This is a genomic window from Roseateles sp. P4_D2 (assembly GCF_056401875.1).
This window is the reverse complement of record NZ_JBFUIM010000001.1, coordinates 43,055-59,712: the sequence shown is the minus strand read 5'-3', so window position 1 is coordinate 59,712 and position 16,658 is coordinate 43,055. Positions and strand designations below refer to the sequence as shown.

Sequence of the window (16,658 nt, the reverse complement as noted above, 5' to 3'; positions counted from 1 at the left end):
TTGTTTTGTTTGGGCCTCTCGCCTGGGGGCCCGTTGAAAGGTCTACACCATCGCTACGTTTGCTGACCGTCGTGCGATTCCGGAGCGCAAGCACCGGTTGAACCGCGAAATCATGGCTCCCGAAGTCCGTCTGAACGGCCCCGAGAACGAACCCATCGGCGTCGTCAGCATCCAGGAAGCCCTGCGTATGGCGGGCGACATGGATGTGGATCTGGTCGAGATCTCTGCCACCGCCAATCCGCCGGTCTGCCGGCTGATGGACTACGGCAAGTTCAAGTACCAGGAGCAAAAGCGCGCTGCCGAAGCCAAGTCCAAGCAGAAGATCATCGAGATCAAGGAAGTCAAGTTCCGCCCGGGCACGGACGAAGGCGACTACCAGATCAAGATGCGCAATCTGCGCCGCTTCATTGCCGAAGACGGCGACAAGGGCAAGGTCACGCTGCGCTACCGGGGCCGTGAAATCACCCACCAGGACATCGGTATGCGCCTGCTGGAGCGGATTCGCGACGAACTGGCCGACGTGGCGATCGTCGAGAACATGCCGAAGCTCGAAGGTCGGCAGATGATCATGGTCCTGGCGCCCAAAAAGCGCTAAAGACCGAAGAGTTCAACCCGCCGGTTTGGTCGCCGACGGGTTCATTAGTCTCCTGAGGCCAACAAGTGCGCCGGGCTCACCGGCGCCGCCCCAGGGACGCACTTAGAAGGAGCATCAACATGCCCAAAATGAAGACCAAGAGCAGCGCGAAAAAGCGTTTTCGCGTTCGTCCGGGTGGCACCGTCAAGCGCGGTCAGGCGTTCAAGCGCCACATCCTGACCAAGAAGACCACGAAGAACAAGCGTCAGCTCCGCGGCGCCGTCACCGTGCACGAAACCAACATGGGTCACATCGCTCAGATGCTGCCCTTTGCTGGCCTGTAATTCATCACTGACTCAAGGAGAAACACATGCCTCGCGTCAAACGTGGTGTAACCGCTCGTGCCCGTCACAAGAAGGTCTTGGCTCTGGCCAAGGGCTTCCGGGGTCGTCGTAAGAACGTCTTCCGCATCGCCAAGCAGGCGGTGATGAAGGCGGGCCAATACGCCTACCGTGACCGTCGTACCAAGAAGCGCGTCTTCCGCCAGCTCTGGATTGCCCGTATCAACGCTGCATCGCGTGGTCTGGGTCTGTCCTACAGCAAGTTCGTGGCGGGTCTGAAGAAGGCCCAGATCGAGATCGACCGCAAGGTCCTCGCCGATCTGGCCGTGAACGACCCGGCTGGTTTTGCCAGCATCTTCGCCAAGGTGAAGGCCGCGCTCGCCTGATTGCGATTCGCCCTGGCTCGCGTCGGGGCACGCAAACTTTCAGGGCCGGCCCACCAGGGTCGGCCCTTTTTCATTCCGAATTCCGAATGTCTGATCTCGACGCTCTTCTTGAAGCGGCACGCAGCGACTTTGCCGCCGCGCCAACGCCCGCTGAACTCGAAAACGCCAAGGCGCGCTTCCTCGGCAAGTCCGGCCGTGTGACCGAACTGATGAAGGGCTTGGGCGCCCTCAGCATCGAGGAAAAGAAGACTCGCGGCGCCGAGATCAACCAGCTCAAGGTCGGCATCGAAACCGCCCTGACTGCACGCCGCGACGCGCTCGCCGCCGCAGAGCTCGAGAAGCAACTCAAGGCCGAGGCCCTCGACGTGACGCTTCCCGGCCGCAGCCGCGGCACCGGCGGCCTGCACCCGATCACGCGCGCGATGGAGCGCATCGAGGCCATCTTCGCCTCCATGGGCTTCGACGTCGCGGACGGCCCCGAGATCGAGACCGACTGGTACAGCTTCTCGGCGCTGAACAACCCCGAGAACCACCCGGCCCGCTCCATGCAGGACACGTTCTACGTCGACATGAAGGACGAGAACGGTGCCTGGCTGAACCTGCGTCCGCACACCAGCCCGATGCAGATCCGCTACGCGCAGGCCCACGCCAAGCGCTACGCGGGCCAGGACACCATGCCCGAAATCCGCGTCATCGCGCCGGGCCGCACCTACCGCGTCGACAGCGACGCCACCCACTCGCCCATGTTCCACCAGGTCGAAGGCCTGTGGGTGGGCGAGAACATTTCGTTCAAGGACCTGAAGGCGGTCTACCTCAACTTCATCACCGCCTTCTTCGAGACCGACCAGCTGCAGCTGCGCTTTCGCCCCAGCTACTTCCCCTTCACCGAGCCCAGCGCCGAGATCGACATCATGTTCGAGAGCGGCCCGCTGAAGGGCCGCTGGCTGGAGGTGTCGGGCTCCGGCCAGGTGCACCCGCAAGTGATCCGCAACATGGGCCTGGACCCCGAGCGCTACATCGGCTTCGCGTTCGGCTCGGGCATCGACCGCCTGGCCATGCTGCGCTATGGCGTCAACGACCTGCGCGCCTTCTTCGACGGCGACCTTCGCTTCCTCGCACAGTTCAAGTAATCAGCACGTTATGCAATTCCCCGAGTCCTGGCTGCGCGAGTTCTGCAATCCGCCGCTGTCCACTGAAAAACTGGCCGAACTGCTGACCATGTCCGGCATGGAGGTTGAAGAGCTGCGCCCCGTGGCGCCGCCTTTCCACGGCATCGTCGTCGCCGAAATCCTCGAAGCCGAGCAGCATCCCAATGCCGACAAGCTGCGTGTCTGCAAGGTCAACGCTGGTGGCGCGGAGCCACTGCAGATTGTCTGCGGTGCACCCAACGCCCGCGTCGGCATCAAGGTGCCGCTGGCCACCGTCGGCGCCGAGCTGCCCACCGATGACGCAGCCAAGCCCTTCAAGATCGGTGTCGGCAAGCTGCGCGGCGTCGAGAGCTTCGGCATGCTGTGTTCGGCCCGCGAGCTCAAGCTCAGCGAAGACCACGGCGGCCTGCTGGAACTGCCCGCCGATGCCGTCATTGGCGAAGACATCCGCAAACACCTGAATCTCGACGACACCCTCTTCACGCTGAAGCTCACGCCCAACCTGGGCCATGGGCTGAGCGTCTTCGGTGTGGCCCGTGAGGTGGCTGCGCTGACCGGCGTGCCGCTGCTCAAGGCCGAGTTTCCGCCGGTGAAGCCCGGCATCGACGACAAGCTGCCCATCCGTATCGAGGCGCCCGACCTGTGCGGCCGCTTCTCCGGCCGCATCGTCAAGGGCATCGACACCAAGGCCAAGACGCCTGCCTGGATGGTCCAGCGCCTGGAGCGCTGCGGCCAACGCTCGGTGACTGCCCTTGTCGACATCTCCAACTACGTGATGTTCGAGTACGGCCGCCCGTCGCACATCTTCGACCTCGACAAGATCAGCGGCGAGCTGGTCGTGCGCTGGGGCAAGGCCGGCGAGCAGCTCAAGCTGCTGAATGGCAACACCATCACGGTGGATGAGAAGGTCGGCGTCATCTCGGATGCACGCGAGGTCGAGTCCCTCGCCGGCATCATGGGCGGCGACCACACCGCAGTCTCCGACGACACGCGCAACGTCTACGTCGAAGCCGCGTTCTGGTGGCCCGAGGCCGTCATGGGTCGCGGGCGCCGCTACAACTTCTCCACCGACGCCGGCCACCGCTTCGAGCGCGGCGTCGATGCCTCGCAGACCGTCGAGCACATCGAACGCGTCACGCAGCTCATCATCGACATCTGCGGCACGCCTGGCACCCAGGTCGGCCCGATGGACGACCAGTCGCCCAACGTGCCCGCGCGCAAGCCCGTCGCAATGCGCGTGGCCCGTGCGGCCAAGGTCATCGGCATGCCACTGACGCAGACGCAATGCGAAGGCGTGTTCACGCGCCTGGGCCTGCCATTCACGGCCGCTGACGGCGTGATCACGGTGACCCCGCCAAGCTGGCGCTTCGACATCCTGATCGAGGAAGACCTCATCGAGGAAGTCATCCGCGTGCTGGGCTATCCCACGTTGCCATCGACCGCGCCGCTGGCGCCCATCGTGGGCCGCACGGGCTCGGAATCGCGCCAGAGCACGCACGCGCTGCGCCGCGCCGTCGCCGCACGCGACTACTTCGAGACGATCAACTTCAGCTTCGTCGAGGAACGCTGGGAGCGCGAGCTGGCCGGTGTCACCGACCCCATCAAGCTGTTGAACCCCATTGCCGCGCCGCTGTCGGTGATGCGCACCAGCCTGATCGGCAGCCTCGTGCAGGTGCTGCGCCACAACCAGTCCCGCCGCGCGACGCGCGTGCGCGTGTTCGAGCTGGGCCGCGTGTTCAAGCGGGATGCTGGCGTGGCCAACGGGCCGCTGTCCGTGGCCGGCATCGATCAGCCGCTGCGCCTGGGTGGCTTGGCCTGGGGCCCCGCCGACCAGCAGCAGTGGAGCCAGCGTGACCGCGCCGTCGACTTCTTCGACGTCAAGGGCGACCTCGAAGCCCTATTCGCGCCGCAGACACTGAGCTTCGAAACCGCCGAGCACCCTGCCCTGCACCCCGGCCGCAGCGCAAGCGTCAAGCTGAACGGCGTCGCCATCGGCATCGTCGGCGAACTGCACCCGCGTTGGCGCCAGGCCTATGAGATCAGCGGCAGCGCCCCCGTCGTCTTTGAGCTCAATCTCGACGCCGCGCTGACTCGCACGCTGCCGCAAGGCCAGCCGCTGCCGCGCCAGCAGGCCGTGCAGCGCGACCTGGCCCTGGTCGTCAAGGACAGCACGCCCCACGATGCACTGATGGCCACCATCACGGCCGCTGGCGGCGCGCTGCTGCGTTCAGCCAAGCTCTTCGACGTCTTCAAACCCGCTGCTGGCGCCAGCACGGATCTGCAACCCGACGAGCGCTCCCTGGCCGTGCGCCTGGAACTGCTCGACGACGAAGCCACATTGACCGATGAGCGCATCGATGCGGCCGTGGCCGCCATCGTGGCCGCTGTCGGCGACCAGCTCGGCGGCCGCCTGCGCGGCTGACCCCAGGAACAGGAACACGAATGGACGCGAACGACGCCAAGAAATCCGAATCCGCTGCGGTCGTCATCGGCAGCCTGGAAACGCCCACCCTGACCAAGGCCGAGCTGGCCGAGCTGCTGTTCGACAAGCTCGGGTTGAACAAGCGCGAGTCCAAGGACATGGTCGAGGCCTTCTTCGACATGCTGCACGACAGCCTCGTCAAGGGCCAGGACGTCAAGCTCTCGGGCTTCGGCAACTTCAACATCCGCCGCAAGGCGCCGCGCCCGGGTCGCAACCCGCGCACCGGCGAGTCCATCCCGATCAAGGCCCGCAACGTCGTGACTTTTCACGCCTCCCACAAGCTCAAGGGGTTGGTGCAAGGCGATACGCCCAGCGGCGAAGACTTCGAGTAGAGTCTGACGCCTTGCCTCAGCTTTCGCTCCGAAGCCCTTGATTTCAATGGACAAAGCGCTGCCTTCCATTCCCGCCAAACGCTACTTCACCATTGGTGAGGTCAGCGAGCTGTGCGGTGTGAAGCCGTATGTCCTGCGCTATTGGGAGCAGGAGTTCACCCAGCTCAAGCCCATGAAGCGGCGCGGCAACCGGCGCTATTACCAGCACCACGAGGTGCTGCTGATCCGCCGCATCCGCGACCTGCTCTACGACCAGGGCTTCACCATCAGCGGCGCGCGCAACCAGCTCAGCGAAGGCCTGCCATCGGCGGCCGCGGCGCAGAACTTCCGAGATGAAGCCGAGGCCGCGCAGGCGCTCGAAGCCATGGATGGGGAACTCGACGGTGACGACGACGCCAACGCGCCGGTCGAACTGGCGCATCTGCCCGCCGTCCGGTTGGCATCGCATGCACATGCCCAGCCGCTGAAGGCCTCCGGGGCATCCTTGACACTGCCGGTGCTCGCCGTGGACCCGCTGACCTCTCTGGAGCAGGTTCGAGCCGAACTTCTTGCGATCCGAGCCAGCCTTCTGGGCTGAAAGCGCAATTCCTCGGTTATACTTTTTGGCTCAGTCGGGGCGTAGCGCAGCCTGGTAGCGCACTTGCATGGGGTGCAAGGGGTCGCGAGTTCGAATCCCGCCGTCCCGACCAAAAATAAGAAGAGAAATCAAGGACTTAGAAGCGAAAGCCTCTAGGTCCTTTTTCCTTTGTGGCCTCGGAAGGGGTCCACCGGAAAAAAGCTGCGAGGCCGGGTCCACGGCCAACAGGACGATTCGGCGGGCCGACCCGCATGACAGGCTTTGAGGAGCACCAGCCTGCCGTTTTGCGCTGCCTACCGGGGAAAGAACGGATTTCGCCGCGGCCGTTGGTCAGTGCGGCTTGAAAAACAATGCTTCGGGAATAGCCCGGAAGGGCGCCGTCCAGAGGGGGTTGTCGAGTTCAAAGACTGACGCAGGTAGCCGTCTGCGGCCGTCGAGCAGGGGGCCGATGCGAGCATCCCGAGCCAGGATTTCTCTCGCGCGGCCCGTGACGAAAAGTCTGCTCAGGCCTTCGTTCAAAGCATCAGCCAGCGCCGGTTCGTCTCGACGCACAGCGAAGACGCGCGCGAACCGGTAGTGAACACACCAATCTTCGAACAACACTACCGATGGCGCCAGGTGGCCGAACATGTCCAGCAACATGCCAGCCTCATCGGCTCCCAGCGGGAAGGCATCGAATCGACCCGCCTCCAGCATACGGAACAGGTGCAAGAACTCTGCCTCCTGCACCTTGAGCCCAGCGGCTCGCAGAATGCTGGAGTCCACCCAATCAGGCCCCTGACCGAAAACCAATTGCCGAAGGTCATCGTGTTCACGCACGGCCCTCAGGCGGTCGAGTCGATCGCGACGTACCAGCATGAGGCGGTAGCCGCTCAGTCCTAGATCCAGTGGAAAGGGGAGGATCCGAGTACGCTCAGCCACCTTTGGCGATGCACCCGTGTCCATGACATTGACACCGCCACCTTTGAGTTCCAAAAAAGCCCTCATCGACGGCAGCGGCGCCTCGCTCACTCGAAGAGTGTGGGGACGTCCAGAAGCCTCCAACGCGGCTGTCAGCAATTTGAACGGCGTACCGTCGGTGGGCCGTTCGTGCGTACGTGGATACACGACTTCAAGAAGCTGGCCTGCGATGGACGGGGCAGCGAGGGTGGCACCCAAGCCCAGCATCGCGGCACGACGGCTGATCAACCGACGATGAACAATTGAAGGCCCCAGGTCCATCTGAATCATTTTGAGCGCGCCACAGCGGAGTCGCAATCCTGGTCATCGCCCGGCACCAGGCGCTAGAGAAGGTCTGCAAACCTCTCGTCAATCCGACTGGCGCGCGAGGTGAGGTTTCATTGGACGATGTTCACGTCAGGGCCAAATCGCTTCCAGCAGTCGAGCACCCCCGCAGGGTCAGGCAGCGCTCTGCCCTGGCAGAGGCAGGACGAACGTTTGCTAGGCATTCGCCGCAGCTGGGCACATTGATTGCCGCCGCTGTCCATGCAGGCAAAGAGCTCCTCCGTGCTGAAACATCCATCGCCGTCCACCGACTTCATCCGCATCGTCGGTGCCCGAGAGAACAATCTGCGCAACGTCAGCGTCGATATCCCGAAGAAGCACATCACCGTGTTCACAGGAGTCTCGGGCTCGGGCAAGTCTTCACTCGTTTTCGACACCATTGCAGCCGAGTCGCAGCGGCAGCTGAACGACACTTTTTCCACCTTCGTGAGGCACCGCCTGCCGCACCACGCCCAGCCCGATGCCGACGTGCTGCAGAACCTCTGTGCGGCCATCGTCATCGATCAACGCCGCCTGGGTGGCAATGCGCGCTCCACGGTCGGCACGGCCACCGACATCCTCGCGCTGATCCGCCTGCTGTTCTCGCGGGTGGGGCAGCCCTTCGTCGGCTACTCCAACATCTTCTCGTTCAACCACCCTGACGGCATGTGCCCGCGATGCGAGGGCCTGGGGAAGGTCGACACCATCGACATCGACCGGCTGTTCGACAGGCAGCGCTCGCTCAACCAGGGAGCAATCCGCTTCAGCGCGTTCGCCGTCGGCGGCTACCGCTGGAAGCGCTATGTCCACAGCGGCCTGTTCGACAACGACAAGCCGCTGAAGGACTACACCGACGAGGAGTGGGAGACGCTGCTCCACGCGCAGGACGTACCCATCCTGAACCCCGGGCCAGGCTGGCCACCGACCAGCCGCTACGAGGGCGTGCTGCCGCGCATCCGCCGCAACTTCCTGACCCGCAACATCAGCGAGGTCAAAGGGCTGGACCGCGCCGAATGGGATCGGTTGGTGACGGCCGGCCCTTGCCCGCGGTGCCACGGGGCGCGCCTCAACGAGAAGGTGTTGAGTTGCCGCATTGACGGCAGGAACATCGCCGACTGGTGCGAGATGGAGGTGGGTGAGTTGCTGGCCGTCATCGGCCAGGTCGATGCGCCGCTTGCCGCCAGCATGGTGCCGGCGCTGGCCTACCGGGTCCAGCATCTGGTTGACATCGGTTTGGGCTACCTGAGCCTCGGCCGAGAAACGACGAGCCTGTCGGGCGGGGAATCCCAACGCGTGAAGATGGTTCGCCACCTGGGCAGCGGCCTCAGCGACATGAGCTACATCTTCGACGAACCCAGCGTGGGCTTGCACCCGCGCGACGTTGCGCGCCTGAACAAGCTGTTGCGCCACCTGTGCGACAAGGGCAACACGGTGCTGGTGGTGGAACACGACCCTGACGTCATCGTGGCGGCGGACCACGTCATCGACATTGGCCCGGGCGCTGGAGACGCAGGCGGCACCGTGGTCTTCGAGGGCGATGTGCAGGCCCTGCGGCAGGCCGACACGCCCACGGGGCGCAGCCTGTCTCGCCCGACGCGCATCAACACCACACCGCGCACTCCATCGGGCTGGCTGCCGATCACGCACGCCACTCAGCACAACCTGAAGGACGTGAGCGTTTCGATCCCGATGGGCGTCCTGACGGTCGTGACAGGCGTGGCCGGTTCGGGCAAGAGCAGCCTGATCAACGCCGCCTTCGCCCGCACCTACCCCGAGGTCGTGTGCATCGACCAGGGTGCCATCACAGGTTCGCGTCGCTCGAACACGGCGACCTACACGGGCATCCTCGATCCCATCCGGAGCCTTTTTGCCCAGGCGAACGCGGCCAGCGCGTCGCTGTTCAGCGCCAACTCGGGCGGCGCCTGTCCCGCGTGCAAAGGCCTTGGCACTACGGAGACAGACCTCGCATTCATGGAGCCCATCGTCAGCATCTGTGAGCGCTGCCGAGGGCGCCGGTTCACTGACGAAGCTCTTCAGTACCGCCTGCGCGGCAAGAACATCGCCGAAGTGCTGGCGATGCGCGTGGCTGAAGCAAGCGCCTTCTTTGCCGAACCGGAGATCGCGCCTGCGCTGGCCCGCCTCGATGAAGTCGGGCTCGCCTACCTGTCGCTCGGCCAACCTTTGTCCAGCCTGTCGGGCGGGGAACGGCAACGCCTGAAGCTGGCCACGGAGCTGGGCCAGTCGGGCCGAATCTATGTGTTCGACGAACCCACCTCAGGCCTGCATCTTTCGGACATCGATCGATTGTTTCGATTGCTCGACCAACTCATCGAACGCGGCGCCACCGTTGTCGTGATCGAACATCAGCTGGACATGATCGCCCAGGCAGACTGGCTGATCGACATGGGGCCGGAAGCTGGCCGATTCGGCGGTCGCGTGGTGTTCGAGGGCCCCGTGGCGGAGATGGCCGCGACGGGCTCAGGTGAGACGGCCACGCATCTGAGAAGGTATGCAAATTCGCAGGGTTCTGGCAGCGCTCAATGATTTCGGGTAACCATCGAGCGCGACGCCATGTCGGCCCGCCAGCTACTCGGCGACTGCCCCGTCAGCCGCTGGAAGAAGCGCGTGAAGTAGGCCGGGTCCGCAAAGCCCAGGCCATCGGCGATCTGGCGCACCTGCAACGTCGTATAGCTCAGTTCACGCTTGGCCTCCAGCAACAGGCGCTGGTGCAGTACGTCCAGCGGCGAGCAGTTCAGATGCTGGCGGCACAGGCGGGTGAGCTGCGTCGTCGTGATGCCCAGCGGCGCCGCCAGCGTGTCCAGGGTCGGGTGGCTGCGGTAGTGGCGCTCGACCTGCTCGCGGTAGCGGGCCAGATGCTGCATGGCCCGGCCTTCGGGCTCGGCAGTTTCCGCCGCTTCCGCAGCAAGCGCAGGCAGCCGGGCTATGAGGGCGGCTGCCATCAGCACAGCGCCGTCAAGCACCTGGGCGCGCCAGGGTGACGTGCCAGCGTAATCGGCACGCAGCACGCGGGCAATCGCAAGTAGCGTCTGCGCGTGGGGTGAGCCGGCTTCCAATGCCACGCCGCGCGAGGCTCCCAAGCCTTCCCAGAGGCCGCGCGAGCCGCCGATCAGACTCCTGATCCGCGCCTGGTCCAGCGTGATGACGTGCCCCTCAGTTTCCGGCGAGAACGCGAAGCCATGCACCACCAGCATCGGTACCCAGACGACGGCGGGCGCACGTAGCTCCAGCAGCTGCCCGTCGATCTGCACGCGCGCCGTGCCGGACTCGATCAGCAGCAGCTGCACCAGCGCCGCATGCCGGTGCGGCTGGATTTCCCAATTGTGCAATCGGCTGCGGTCGGCGATGGACTCCATGTGGAGACCATCCAGCGCTTCATCCCGCCCCAGCTCGCCATAAAGCTCATACAGAGGTGGTGAGGAACGGGCTTGAGACCTTGACATAGGTTCGAATTGTGCAAGCGCACGTTCCTGTCGTCCATTGTTCCTACACCCCCACCGGCCTACGCTCACAGGTATCTGACAAGAACGGAGCGAGACATGAAGACATTGCGCACCCAGGTGCTCATCGTCGGCGCGGGGCCGTCGGGTTTGCTGCTCGGCCAATTGCTGCACAAGGCCGGCGTGGCCAACCTGATCGTCGAACGCCAGACGGGCGACTATGTGCTCGGCCGCATCCGCGCCGGCGTGCTGGAGCAAACCACCGTCGACCTGCTGGACGAAGCCGGTGTCGGCGCGCGCATGCATGCCGAAGGTCTGGTGCACCACGGCTTCGAGCTGATGTTCGACGGCCAGCGCCATCACATCGACCTGAGCCGGCTGACCGGCGGCAAGTCGGTCATGGTCTATGGCCAGACCGAGGTGACGCGCGACCTGATGGAAGCCCGCGCCGCGGTGGGCGAACAGACGCTGTATTCAGCCTCCGATGTGGAGCTGTTCGGCTTCGACGGCGATGCACCCGGTGCGCGCTGCACGGTGAATGGTGAGCGCATCGAGATCCTGTGCGACTACATCGCCGGCTGCGACGGCTATCACGGCGTCAGCCGCGCCAGCGTGCCGGCGGACGCCATCCAGACGCACGAGAAGGTCTACCCCTTTGGCTGGCTGGGCATGCTGAGCGACACACCGCCGGTCTCGCACGAGCTGATCTACGGCCGCCACGAGCGCGGCTTCACGCTGTGCAGCATGCGCTCAAGCACACGCAGCCGCTACTACCTGCAGGTGCCGCTGACCGAGCAGGTGGGCGACTGGAGCGACGAACGCTTCTGGAACGAGCTGCGCGCGCGCATGGACCCTGCGGCGGCGGCGGCCCTCGTCACCGGCCCTTCACTGGAAAAGAGCATCGCGCCGCTGCGCAGCTTCGTTGCCGAGCCGATGCGTTTTGGCCGCCTCTTCCTGGCCGGCGACGCCGCCCACATCGTGCCGCCCACCGGTGCCAAGGGGCTGAACCTGGCGGCATCCGACGTGCGCTATCTGTCCCAGGCGCTGATCGAGCACTACCGCGAGAAGAGCGAAGCCGGCATCGAGCACTACTCCTCCCGCTGCCTGTCGCGCATCTGGAAGGCCGAGCGCTTCTCCTGGTGGTTCACCAGCCTGATGCACAACCTGCCGAACGAGCCCGAGATCGATGCCAAGCTGCATCGCGCCGAACTGGAATACGTCGTCAGCTCCGAGGCCGCGATGGCGTCGATGGCGGAGAACTACGTCGGCCTGCCCTGGTAGGGCTCACGCACCAGCTTCATCAGCAGCGCCGCCGTCCGCTGCGTCAGCGGCGTCGAGCGCTTCAGCGCCGGCGTGACCAGACACAGTGTCGTCTTCACATCGCTGGCCTTGAAGCGGGTGACGGCCAGGCGCTCCGGGTGCTCGAAAGCGCGCAGCACGTCCTCGCCCAGCGCCGCATGCCCGAGACCGGCAGCGACCAGGTCGAGGATGGCCGGCACGCTGGACACCTCCCAGTCCACGCGCAACTGCACGCCGGCCATCGCTGCGGCCTCCTCCATGCGCTTGCGGAACACATGGCCCCGCTGCGGCATGATCAACGGCAGGCGCGACAGCTCCTCCAGCGTCAGTGGCCCGCTCGGTGCCGCCTCGGGCGGGCTCAGCAGTAGCAGCGACTCCTCGCGCAGCGGCAGGATCTCCAGCGACGGCAGCGGCTCGGGGTTGTAGACCAGCGCCAGGTCCGCCCGCCCCGACACCAGCCACTCGGTGAGGTGGGTCGAAAAGCCTTCCATGATGACCAGGCGCGCCCGCGGGCAGCTGGCGGTAAAACCCCTGATCAACGGCAGCGTGTGCATGCGCGCCTGTGTCGGCGGCATGGCCACGACGATCTGGCCGACCGGCTCGTTGCGGTGCTCGCTGAGGTCCTCGCGTGCCTGCGTTACCAGGTGCAGGATGCCCTGACCATGCTCCAGCAGCCGGCGCCCGGCTTCGGTCAGCGTCACGCCGCGACCATTGCGCAGGAAGAGGGTTTCGTGCAGCTCCGTCTCCAGCGCCCGCACCTGCCGGCTCAGCGCCGGCTGCGCCACGTTCAACACCAGCGCGGCCTTGCTGAAGCTGCCGTGCTCCGCGACCTGGATGAAGTACTCGATCTGGTTCAACGTCATGCGCGCATCTTGGCAGAGCCCATGCCGGATCGCTATAGCTGATAGCAGCAGCCAGACCTAGCGTGACAGAGCTTCACTGCGAAGAATCGCGCCCCATGAGCACCGCCCTCACCCTGATCTCGTCCATGGCCACGCGCCATCTGCTGACGGCACTCGCGCAGGCGCATGCGCAGACCGGCGCGCCCGCCGTGCATCTGGAGTCTGTCGGCGGCGTGGATGCCGCGCGTCGCGTGCACGACGGCGAGGCCTTCGACGTGGTTGTGCTGGCCAGCGATGCCATCGCCAAGCTGGACGCCGCCGGTCGATTGCTGCCCGGCAGCGTGCGCGCCATCGCCGACTCCAGCGTCGCCATTGCCGTGCGTGCCGGTTCGGCCCAACCGGATATCAGCACGGAAACCGCCTTGCGCGCCGCCGTGCTGCAAGCCCGCACCATCGGCTACTCGACCGGCCCCAGCGGCACGGCCTTGATGAAGCTCTTCGAGCGCTGGGGCCTGGCCGACAGCTTGAAGGCCCGCCTCGTGCAGGCCCGCCCCGGCGTGCCGGTCGGCAGCCTGGTGGCCAGCGGCGAGGTCGAGTTGGGCTTCCAGCAGTACAGCGAGCTGATGGATGTTTCCGGCATCACGCTGCTCGGCGGCATGCCGCCGGGGGTCGACATCGTCAGCCGCTTCAGCGGCGCCATCACGGCCCATGCGACCCAGCCCGAAGCGGCACTGGCCCTGCTGGACTTCATGGCCAGCCCCGCCACCGAGGCGATCAAACGGCAACACGGCATGCGCGCGACTTCGGACGCGCGCTGACCCCAACGACAACAGGAGACAAGCTTGCAGACCTCACCGATCCCCACTCCCGGCGCCCGCGCCGTGGACGTGCAGCGCCTCATCGACGACCACCCGCTGTCCCGCTGGCAATGGGTGGTCTTCGCGCTGTGCTTCTTCGTCGTGCTGCTGGACGGCTTCGACACCGCGGCCATCGGCTACATCGCGCCGTCGCTGATCAAGGACTGGGGCGTCACCAAGCCCATGCTGGCGCCGGTGCTGAGCGCCGCCCTCTTCGGCCTGGCCGCCGGCGCGCTGTTGTCCGGCCCCATCGCCGACCGACTGGGCCGCAAGCGTGTGCTGACGGTGACGGTGCTGCTCTTCGGCGTCGCCACGCTGGCCTCGGCCTTCGCCACCAACCTGACGGAACTCAGCGTGCTGCGCTTCATCACCGGCCTGGGCCTGGGCTCGGCCATGCCCAGCGCCGTCACGCTGATGAGCGAGTACTGTCCCACGGCGCGCCGTTCCACGCTGACCAACCTGATGTTCTGCGGCTTCCCGCTGGGCGCGGCCTTCGGTGGTTTCCTGGCCGCGTGGATGATCCCGCAATGGGGCTGGCAGAGCGTGCTGGTGCTGGGTGGCATCGCGCCGCTGCTGCTGACGATCGGCCTGCTGACGCTGCTGCCCGAGTCGGTGCGCTTCATGGTCACCCGCCGCCAACCGGTCGAGCGCATCCGCGCTGCGCTGGCCCGCATCGCCGGCCCGCAGGTGCACCAGATCGAGCGCTTCACGCTCAGCGAGACGCGCGTCGTTACCAACGAACGCGGCGGCCTGGCGCAGGTGCTGGCCCGCTCCTACCGCCTCGGCACATTGATGCTTTGGGTGGCCTACTTCATGGGCCTGGTGATCTTCTACGCGCTGATCAACTGGATGCCGCTGCTGTTCAAGGAGGCCGGCATCGAGCCGCGCACCGCGACGCTGATCTCGGCCCTCTTCCCGCTGGGCGGCGTCGGCGCCGTGTTCTTCGGCTGGCTGATGGACCGCGTCGAGCCCAACCGCATCGTTGCCCTGGGCTTTGCGCTGACCTCGGTGGCCATCTGGTCCATCGGCCAGATGACGGGCAACGTGGCCGCGCTGGTCGTCTGCGTCTTCCTGGCCGGCGTGTTGATGAACACCGCGCAGTCGTCGCTGCCGGCGCTGGCGGCGGCCTTCTACCCGACCAATGCGCGCGCCACCGGCGTGTCCTGGATGCTGGGCATCGGCCGCTTCGGCGGCATTCTGGGCTCGCTGCTGGTGGCGCAAATGGCCGCCATGCATGCCAGCATCGGTACCGTGTTCCTGGTGCTGGCCGTACCCGGCGCCCTTGCCGCCGCGGCGCTGTGGATCAAGCGTGATGCCGATGGCTTTGCCGACGACCGCGATGCCCGCACGGCACTCGCGCACTGACAACAAGGAGAAGCTCTGATGATCATCGACGTCCACGGCCACTACACGACCGCGCCGGCGGCCCTCGGCGCCTGGCGCGACCTGCAGATCGCCGCTTTGAAGGACCCGACGCGCGCGCCCAAGGCCAGCGAGCTGAAGATCAGCGACGACGAGCTGCGCGAGTCCATCGAGACCAACCAGCTCAAGCTGATGAAGCAGCGCGGCTCGGACTTGACCATCTTCAGCCCGCGTGCCAGCTTCATGGCCCACCACATCGGCGACTTCAACACGTCCGCCACCTGGGCCGCCATCTGCAACGAGCTCTGCTACCGCGTGGCCCAGCTCTTCCCAGATCACTTTGTGCCCGCGGCCATGCTGCCGCAGTCCCCCGGCGTGGACCCGGCCACCTGCATCCCCGAACTGGTCAAGTGCGTGGAGGAGTACGGCAACGTCGGCATCAACCTGAACCCGGACCCCTCCGGCGGCCACTGGACGTCGCCGCCGCTGTCGGACCGGCACTGGTACCCCATCTACGAACAGATGGTCGAGTACGACATCCCGGCCATGGTGCATGTGTCGACCAGCTGCAATGCCTGCTTCCACACCACCGGCGCGCACTACCTGAACGCCGACACGACGGCCTTCATGCAGTGCCTGACCAGCGATCTGTTCAAGGACTTCCCGACGCTGAAGTTCCTGATCCCGCACGGTGGCGGCGCGGTGCCCTACCACTGGGGGCGCTTTCGCGGTCTGGCGCAGGAGCTCAAGAAGCCGCTGCTGAGCGAGCACCTGCTGAACAACATCTTCTTCGACACCTGCGTCTATCACCAGCCGGGCATCGACCTGTTGACCAAGGTGATCCCGGTCAAGAACATCCTGTTCGCGTCCGAGATGATCGGCGCCGTGCGCGGCATCGACCCCGAGACCGGCCACTACTACGACGACACCAAGCGCTACGTCGAGGCCACGGCCAACCTCAGTGAAGAGGACCGCCACGCCGTCTACGAGGGCAATGCCCGCCGCGTCTTCCCGCGCCTGGATGCGCAACTGAAAGCCAAGGGGCTCTGACCATGTACGAACTGGGCGTCGTCTACCGCAACATCCAGCGCGCCGACCGCACGGCCGCCGACGGCCTGGCCGCGCTGGGCTCGGCCACCGTGCACGAGGCCATGGGCCGTGTGGGCCTGCTCAAGCCGTATATGCGGCCCATCTACGCCGGCGTGCAGGTGTCGGGCACGGCCGTGACCGTGCTGCTGCAACCCGGCGACAACTGGATGATGCATGTCGCCGCCGAGCAGATCCAGCCCGGCGACATCGTCGTCGCGGCGGTCACCGCCGACTGCACCGATGGCTATTTCGGTGACCTGCTCGCCACCTCCTTCCAGGCCCGCGGCGCGCGGGCTCTCGTCATCGACGCCGGCGTGCGCGACGTGAAGACGCTGCAGCAGATGGGCTTCCCGGTGTGGAGCAAGTGCATCAGCAGCAAGGGCACCATCAAGGCCACGCTGGGCTCGGTCAACATCCCCGTCGTCTGCGCCGGCATGTGGGTCACGCCGGGCGATGTCATCGTGGCGGACGACGATGGCGTCGTCTGCGTGCCGTCCGCACGTGCGGTCGACACGCTGGAAGCCGCCCTCAAGCGCGAGAGCTTCGAAGGCGAGAAGCGCGCCAAGCTGGCTTCCGGCGTGCTTGGCCTCGACATGTACAAGATGCGTGAGCCGCTGGAAAAAGCCGGCCTGCGCTACATCGACTGAA

The 16,658-nt window shown here is 65.7% G+C and carries 16 protein-coding genes and 1 tRNA gene; 14 read left to right on the top strand and 3 right to left on the bottom strand.

Annotated features, from left to right (window positions below):
- Positions 1–49: 49 nt before the first annotated feature.
- The 8 genes from infC to AC1DW0_RS00220 all read left to right on the top strand — a co-directional run bounded on the left by infC (position 50) and on the right by AC1DW0_RS00220 (position 5,952).
- Positions 50–595, top strand: coding sequence for a translation initiation factor IF-3 (gene infC / locus AC1DW0_RS00255; protein ID WP_082532663.1), 546 nt, complete (start codon positions 50–52; stop codon positions 593–595).
- A gap of 119 nt (positions 596–714) precedes the next feature.
- The gene (gene rpmI / locus AC1DW0_RS00250; protein WP_056197410.1) at positions 715–918 is read left to right on the top strand and encodes a 50S ribosomal protein L35; all 204 of its coding nucleotides are present in this window, start codon (positions 715–717) and stop codon (positions 916–918) included.
- A 26-nt stretch (positions 919–944) separates the two neighbouring features.
- A complete protein-coding gene (gene rplT, locus AC1DW0_RS00245) occupies positions 945–1,301 on the top strand; it encodes a 50S ribosomal protein L20 (protein WP_025564000.1) in 357 nt (118 codons plus the stop codon).
- An 86-nt stretch (positions 1,302–1,387) separates the two neighbouring features.
- Positions 1,388–2,431 (top strand): phenylalanine--tRNA ligase subunit alpha, encoded by a 1,044-nt coding sequence (gene pheS, locus AC1DW0_RS00240; protein WP_477944352.1) that lies wholly within the window; start codon positions 1,388–1,390, stop codon positions 2,429–2,431.
- 10 nt (positions 2,432–2,441) lie between these two features.
- Positions 2,442–4,871: a phenylalanine--tRNA ligase subunit beta gene (pheT, locus tag AC1DW0_RS00235; protein WP_477944350.1), complete on the top strand. Its 2,430-nt coding sequence runs from the start codon at positions 2,442–2,444 to the stop codon at positions 4,869–4,871.
- A gap of 20 nt (positions 4,872–4,891) precedes the next feature.
- Positions 4,892–5,263: an integration host factor subunit alpha gene (locus AC1DW0_RS00230; protein ID WP_056197414.1), complete on the top strand. Its 372-nt coding sequence runs from the start codon at positions 4,892–4,894 to the stop codon at positions 5,261–5,263.
- 46 nt (positions 5,264–5,309) lie between these two features.
- Positions 5,310–5,840 (top strand): MerR family transcriptional regulator, encoded by a 531-nt coding sequence (locus AC1DW0_RS00225; RefSeq protein WP_457323310.1) that lies wholly within the window; start codon positions 5,310–5,312, stop codon positions 5,838–5,840.
- Between the two features lie 35 nt (positions 5,841–5,875).
- Positions 5,876–5,952 (top strand) — tRNA-Pro (locus tag AC1DW0_RS00220).
- Positions 5,953–6,170: 218 nt separating this feature from the next.
- On the opposite strand, the gene AC1DW0_RS00215 is transcribed toward AC1DW0_RS00220, so the two are convergent.
- A complete protein-coding gene (locus tag AC1DW0_RS00215; protein WP_477944347.1) occupies positions 6,171–7,070 on the bottom strand; it encodes a hypothetical protein in 900 nt (299 codons plus the stop codon).
- Positions 7,071–7,346: 276 nt separating this feature from the next.
- Between AC1DW0_RS00215 and AC1DW0_RS00210 the strand changes: the two genes are divergently transcribed.
- Positions 7,347–9,647, top strand: coding sequence for an ATP-binding cassette domain-containing protein (locus tag AC1DW0_RS00210; protein ID WP_477944345.1), 2,301 nt, complete (start codon positions 7,347–7,349; stop codon positions 9,645–9,647).
- Here the strand turns inward: AC1DW0_RS00210 and AC1DW0_RS00205 are convergent.
- Positions 9,641–10,477, bottom strand: a complete 837-nt coding sequence (locus tag AC1DW0_RS00205; RefSeq protein WP_477944343.1) for a helix-turn-helix domain-containing protein — start codon at positions 10,475–10,477, stop codon at positions 9,641–9,643. The genes AC1DW0_RS00210 and AC1DW0_RS00205 overlap by 7 nt on opposite strands.
- 192 nt (positions 10,478–10,669) lie before the next feature.
- On the opposite strand from AC1DW0_RS00205, the gene pobA reads away from it, so the two are divergent.
- The gene (pobA, locus tag AC1DW0_RS00200; protein ID WP_457392642.1) at positions 10,670–11,842 is read left to right on the top strand and encodes a 4-hydroxybenzoate 3-monooxygenase; all 1,173 of its coding nucleotides are present in this window, start codon (positions 10,670–10,672) and stop codon (positions 11,840–11,842) included.
- Here pobA and AC1DW0_RS00195 read toward each other — a convergent pair.
- Positions 11,821–12,723 (bottom strand): LysR family transcriptional regulator, encoded by a 903-nt coding sequence (locus AC1DW0_RS00195; protein ID WP_056197427.1) that lies wholly within the window; start codon positions 12,721–12,723, stop codon positions 11,821–11,823. The two genes, pobA and AC1DW0_RS00195, sit on opposite strands and share 22 nt — an antisense overlap.
- A 95-nt stretch (positions 12,724–12,818) precedes the next feature.
- Here AC1DW0_RS00195 and AC1DW0_RS00190 point away from each other — a divergent pair, with 95 nt between their 5' ends.
- The 4 genes from AC1DW0_RS00190 to ligK are packed head-to-tail and all read left to right on the top strand — an operon-like array spanning position 12,819 to position 16,657.
- Positions 12,819–13,520, top strand: a complete 702-nt coding sequence (locus AC1DW0_RS00190) for a substrate-binding domain-containing protein (protein ID WP_477856596.1) — start codon at positions 12,819–12,821, stop codon at positions 13,518–13,520.
- 24 nt (positions 13,521–13,544) lie between these two features.
- Positions 13,545–14,924, top strand: coding sequence for an MFS transporter (locus AC1DW0_RS00185; RefSeq protein WP_477944341.1), 1,380 nt, complete (start codon positions 13,545–13,547; stop codon positions 14,922–14,924).
- 18 nt (positions 14,925–14,942) lie between these two features.
- A complete protein-coding gene (locus tag AC1DW0_RS00180; RefSeq protein WP_477856598.1) occupies positions 14,943–15,971 on the top strand; it encodes an amidohydrolase family protein in 1,029 nt (342 codons plus the stop codon).
- Positions 15,972–15,973: 2 nt separating this feature from the next.
- Positions 15,974–16,657 carry a 4-carboxy-4-hydroxy-2-oxoadipate aldolase/oxaloacetate decarboxylase gene (gene ligK, locus AC1DW0_RS00175; protein WP_477856600.1) on the top strand — a complete coding sequence of 228 codons (684 nt, stop codon included), beginning with the start codon at positions 15,974–15,976 and terminating at the stop codon, positions 16,655–16,657.
- The last annotated feature ends 1 nt before the right edge of the window (position 16,658 follow it).

Excerpts from the sequence above, each read along its gene's own strand:
- AC1DW0_RS00190 (WP_477856596.1), top strand. The coding sequence starts at position 12,819 with ATGAGCACCGCCCTCACCCTGATCTCGTCCATGGCCACGCGCCATCTG.
- AC1DW0_RS00180 (WP_477856598.1), top strand. The coding sequence starts at position 14,943 with ATGATCATCGACGTCCACGGCCACTACACGACCGCGCCGGCGGCCCTC.
- pheT (WP_477944350.1), top strand. The coding sequence starts at position 2,442 with ATGCAATTCCCCGAGTCCTGGCTGCGCGAGTTCTGCAATCCGCCGCTG.
- AC1DW0_RS00225 (WP_457323310.1), top strand. The coding sequence starts at position 5,310 with ATGGACAAAGCGCTGCCTTCCATTCCCGCCAAACGCTACTTCACCATT.
- AC1DW0_RS00215 (WP_477944347.1), bottom strand. The coding sequence starts at position 7,070 with ATGATTCAGATGGACCTGGGGCCTTCAATTGTTCATCGTCGGTTGATC.
- rplT (WP_025564000.1), top strand. The coding sequence starts at position 945 with ATGCCTCGCGTCAAACGTGGTGTAACCGCTCGTGCCCGTCACAAGAAG.
- ligK (WP_477856600.1), top strand. The coding sequence starts at position 15,974 with ATGTACGAACTGGGCGTCGTCTACCGCAACATCCAGCGCGCCGACCGC.
- AC1DW0_RS00230 (WP_056197414.1), top strand. The coding sequence starts at position 4,892 with ATGGACGCGAACGACGCCAAGAAATCCGAATCCGCTGCGGTCGTCATC.
- AC1DW0_RS00195 (WP_056197427.1), bottom strand. The coding sequence starts at position 12,723 with ATGACGTTGAACCAGATCGAGTACTTCATCCAGGTCGCGGAGCACGGC.
- rpmI (WP_056197410.1), top strand. The coding sequence starts at position 715 with ATGCCCAAAATGAAGACCAAGAGCAGCGCGAAAAAGCGTTTTCGCGTT.
- pheS (WP_477944352.1), top strand. The coding sequence starts at position 1,388 with ATGTCTGATCTCGACGCTCTTCTTGAAGCGGCACGCAGCGACTTTGCC.
- AC1DW0_RS00205 (WP_477944343.1), bottom strand. The coding sequence starts at position 10,477 with ATGGAGTCCATCGCCGACCGCAGCCGATTGCACAATTGGGAAATCCAG.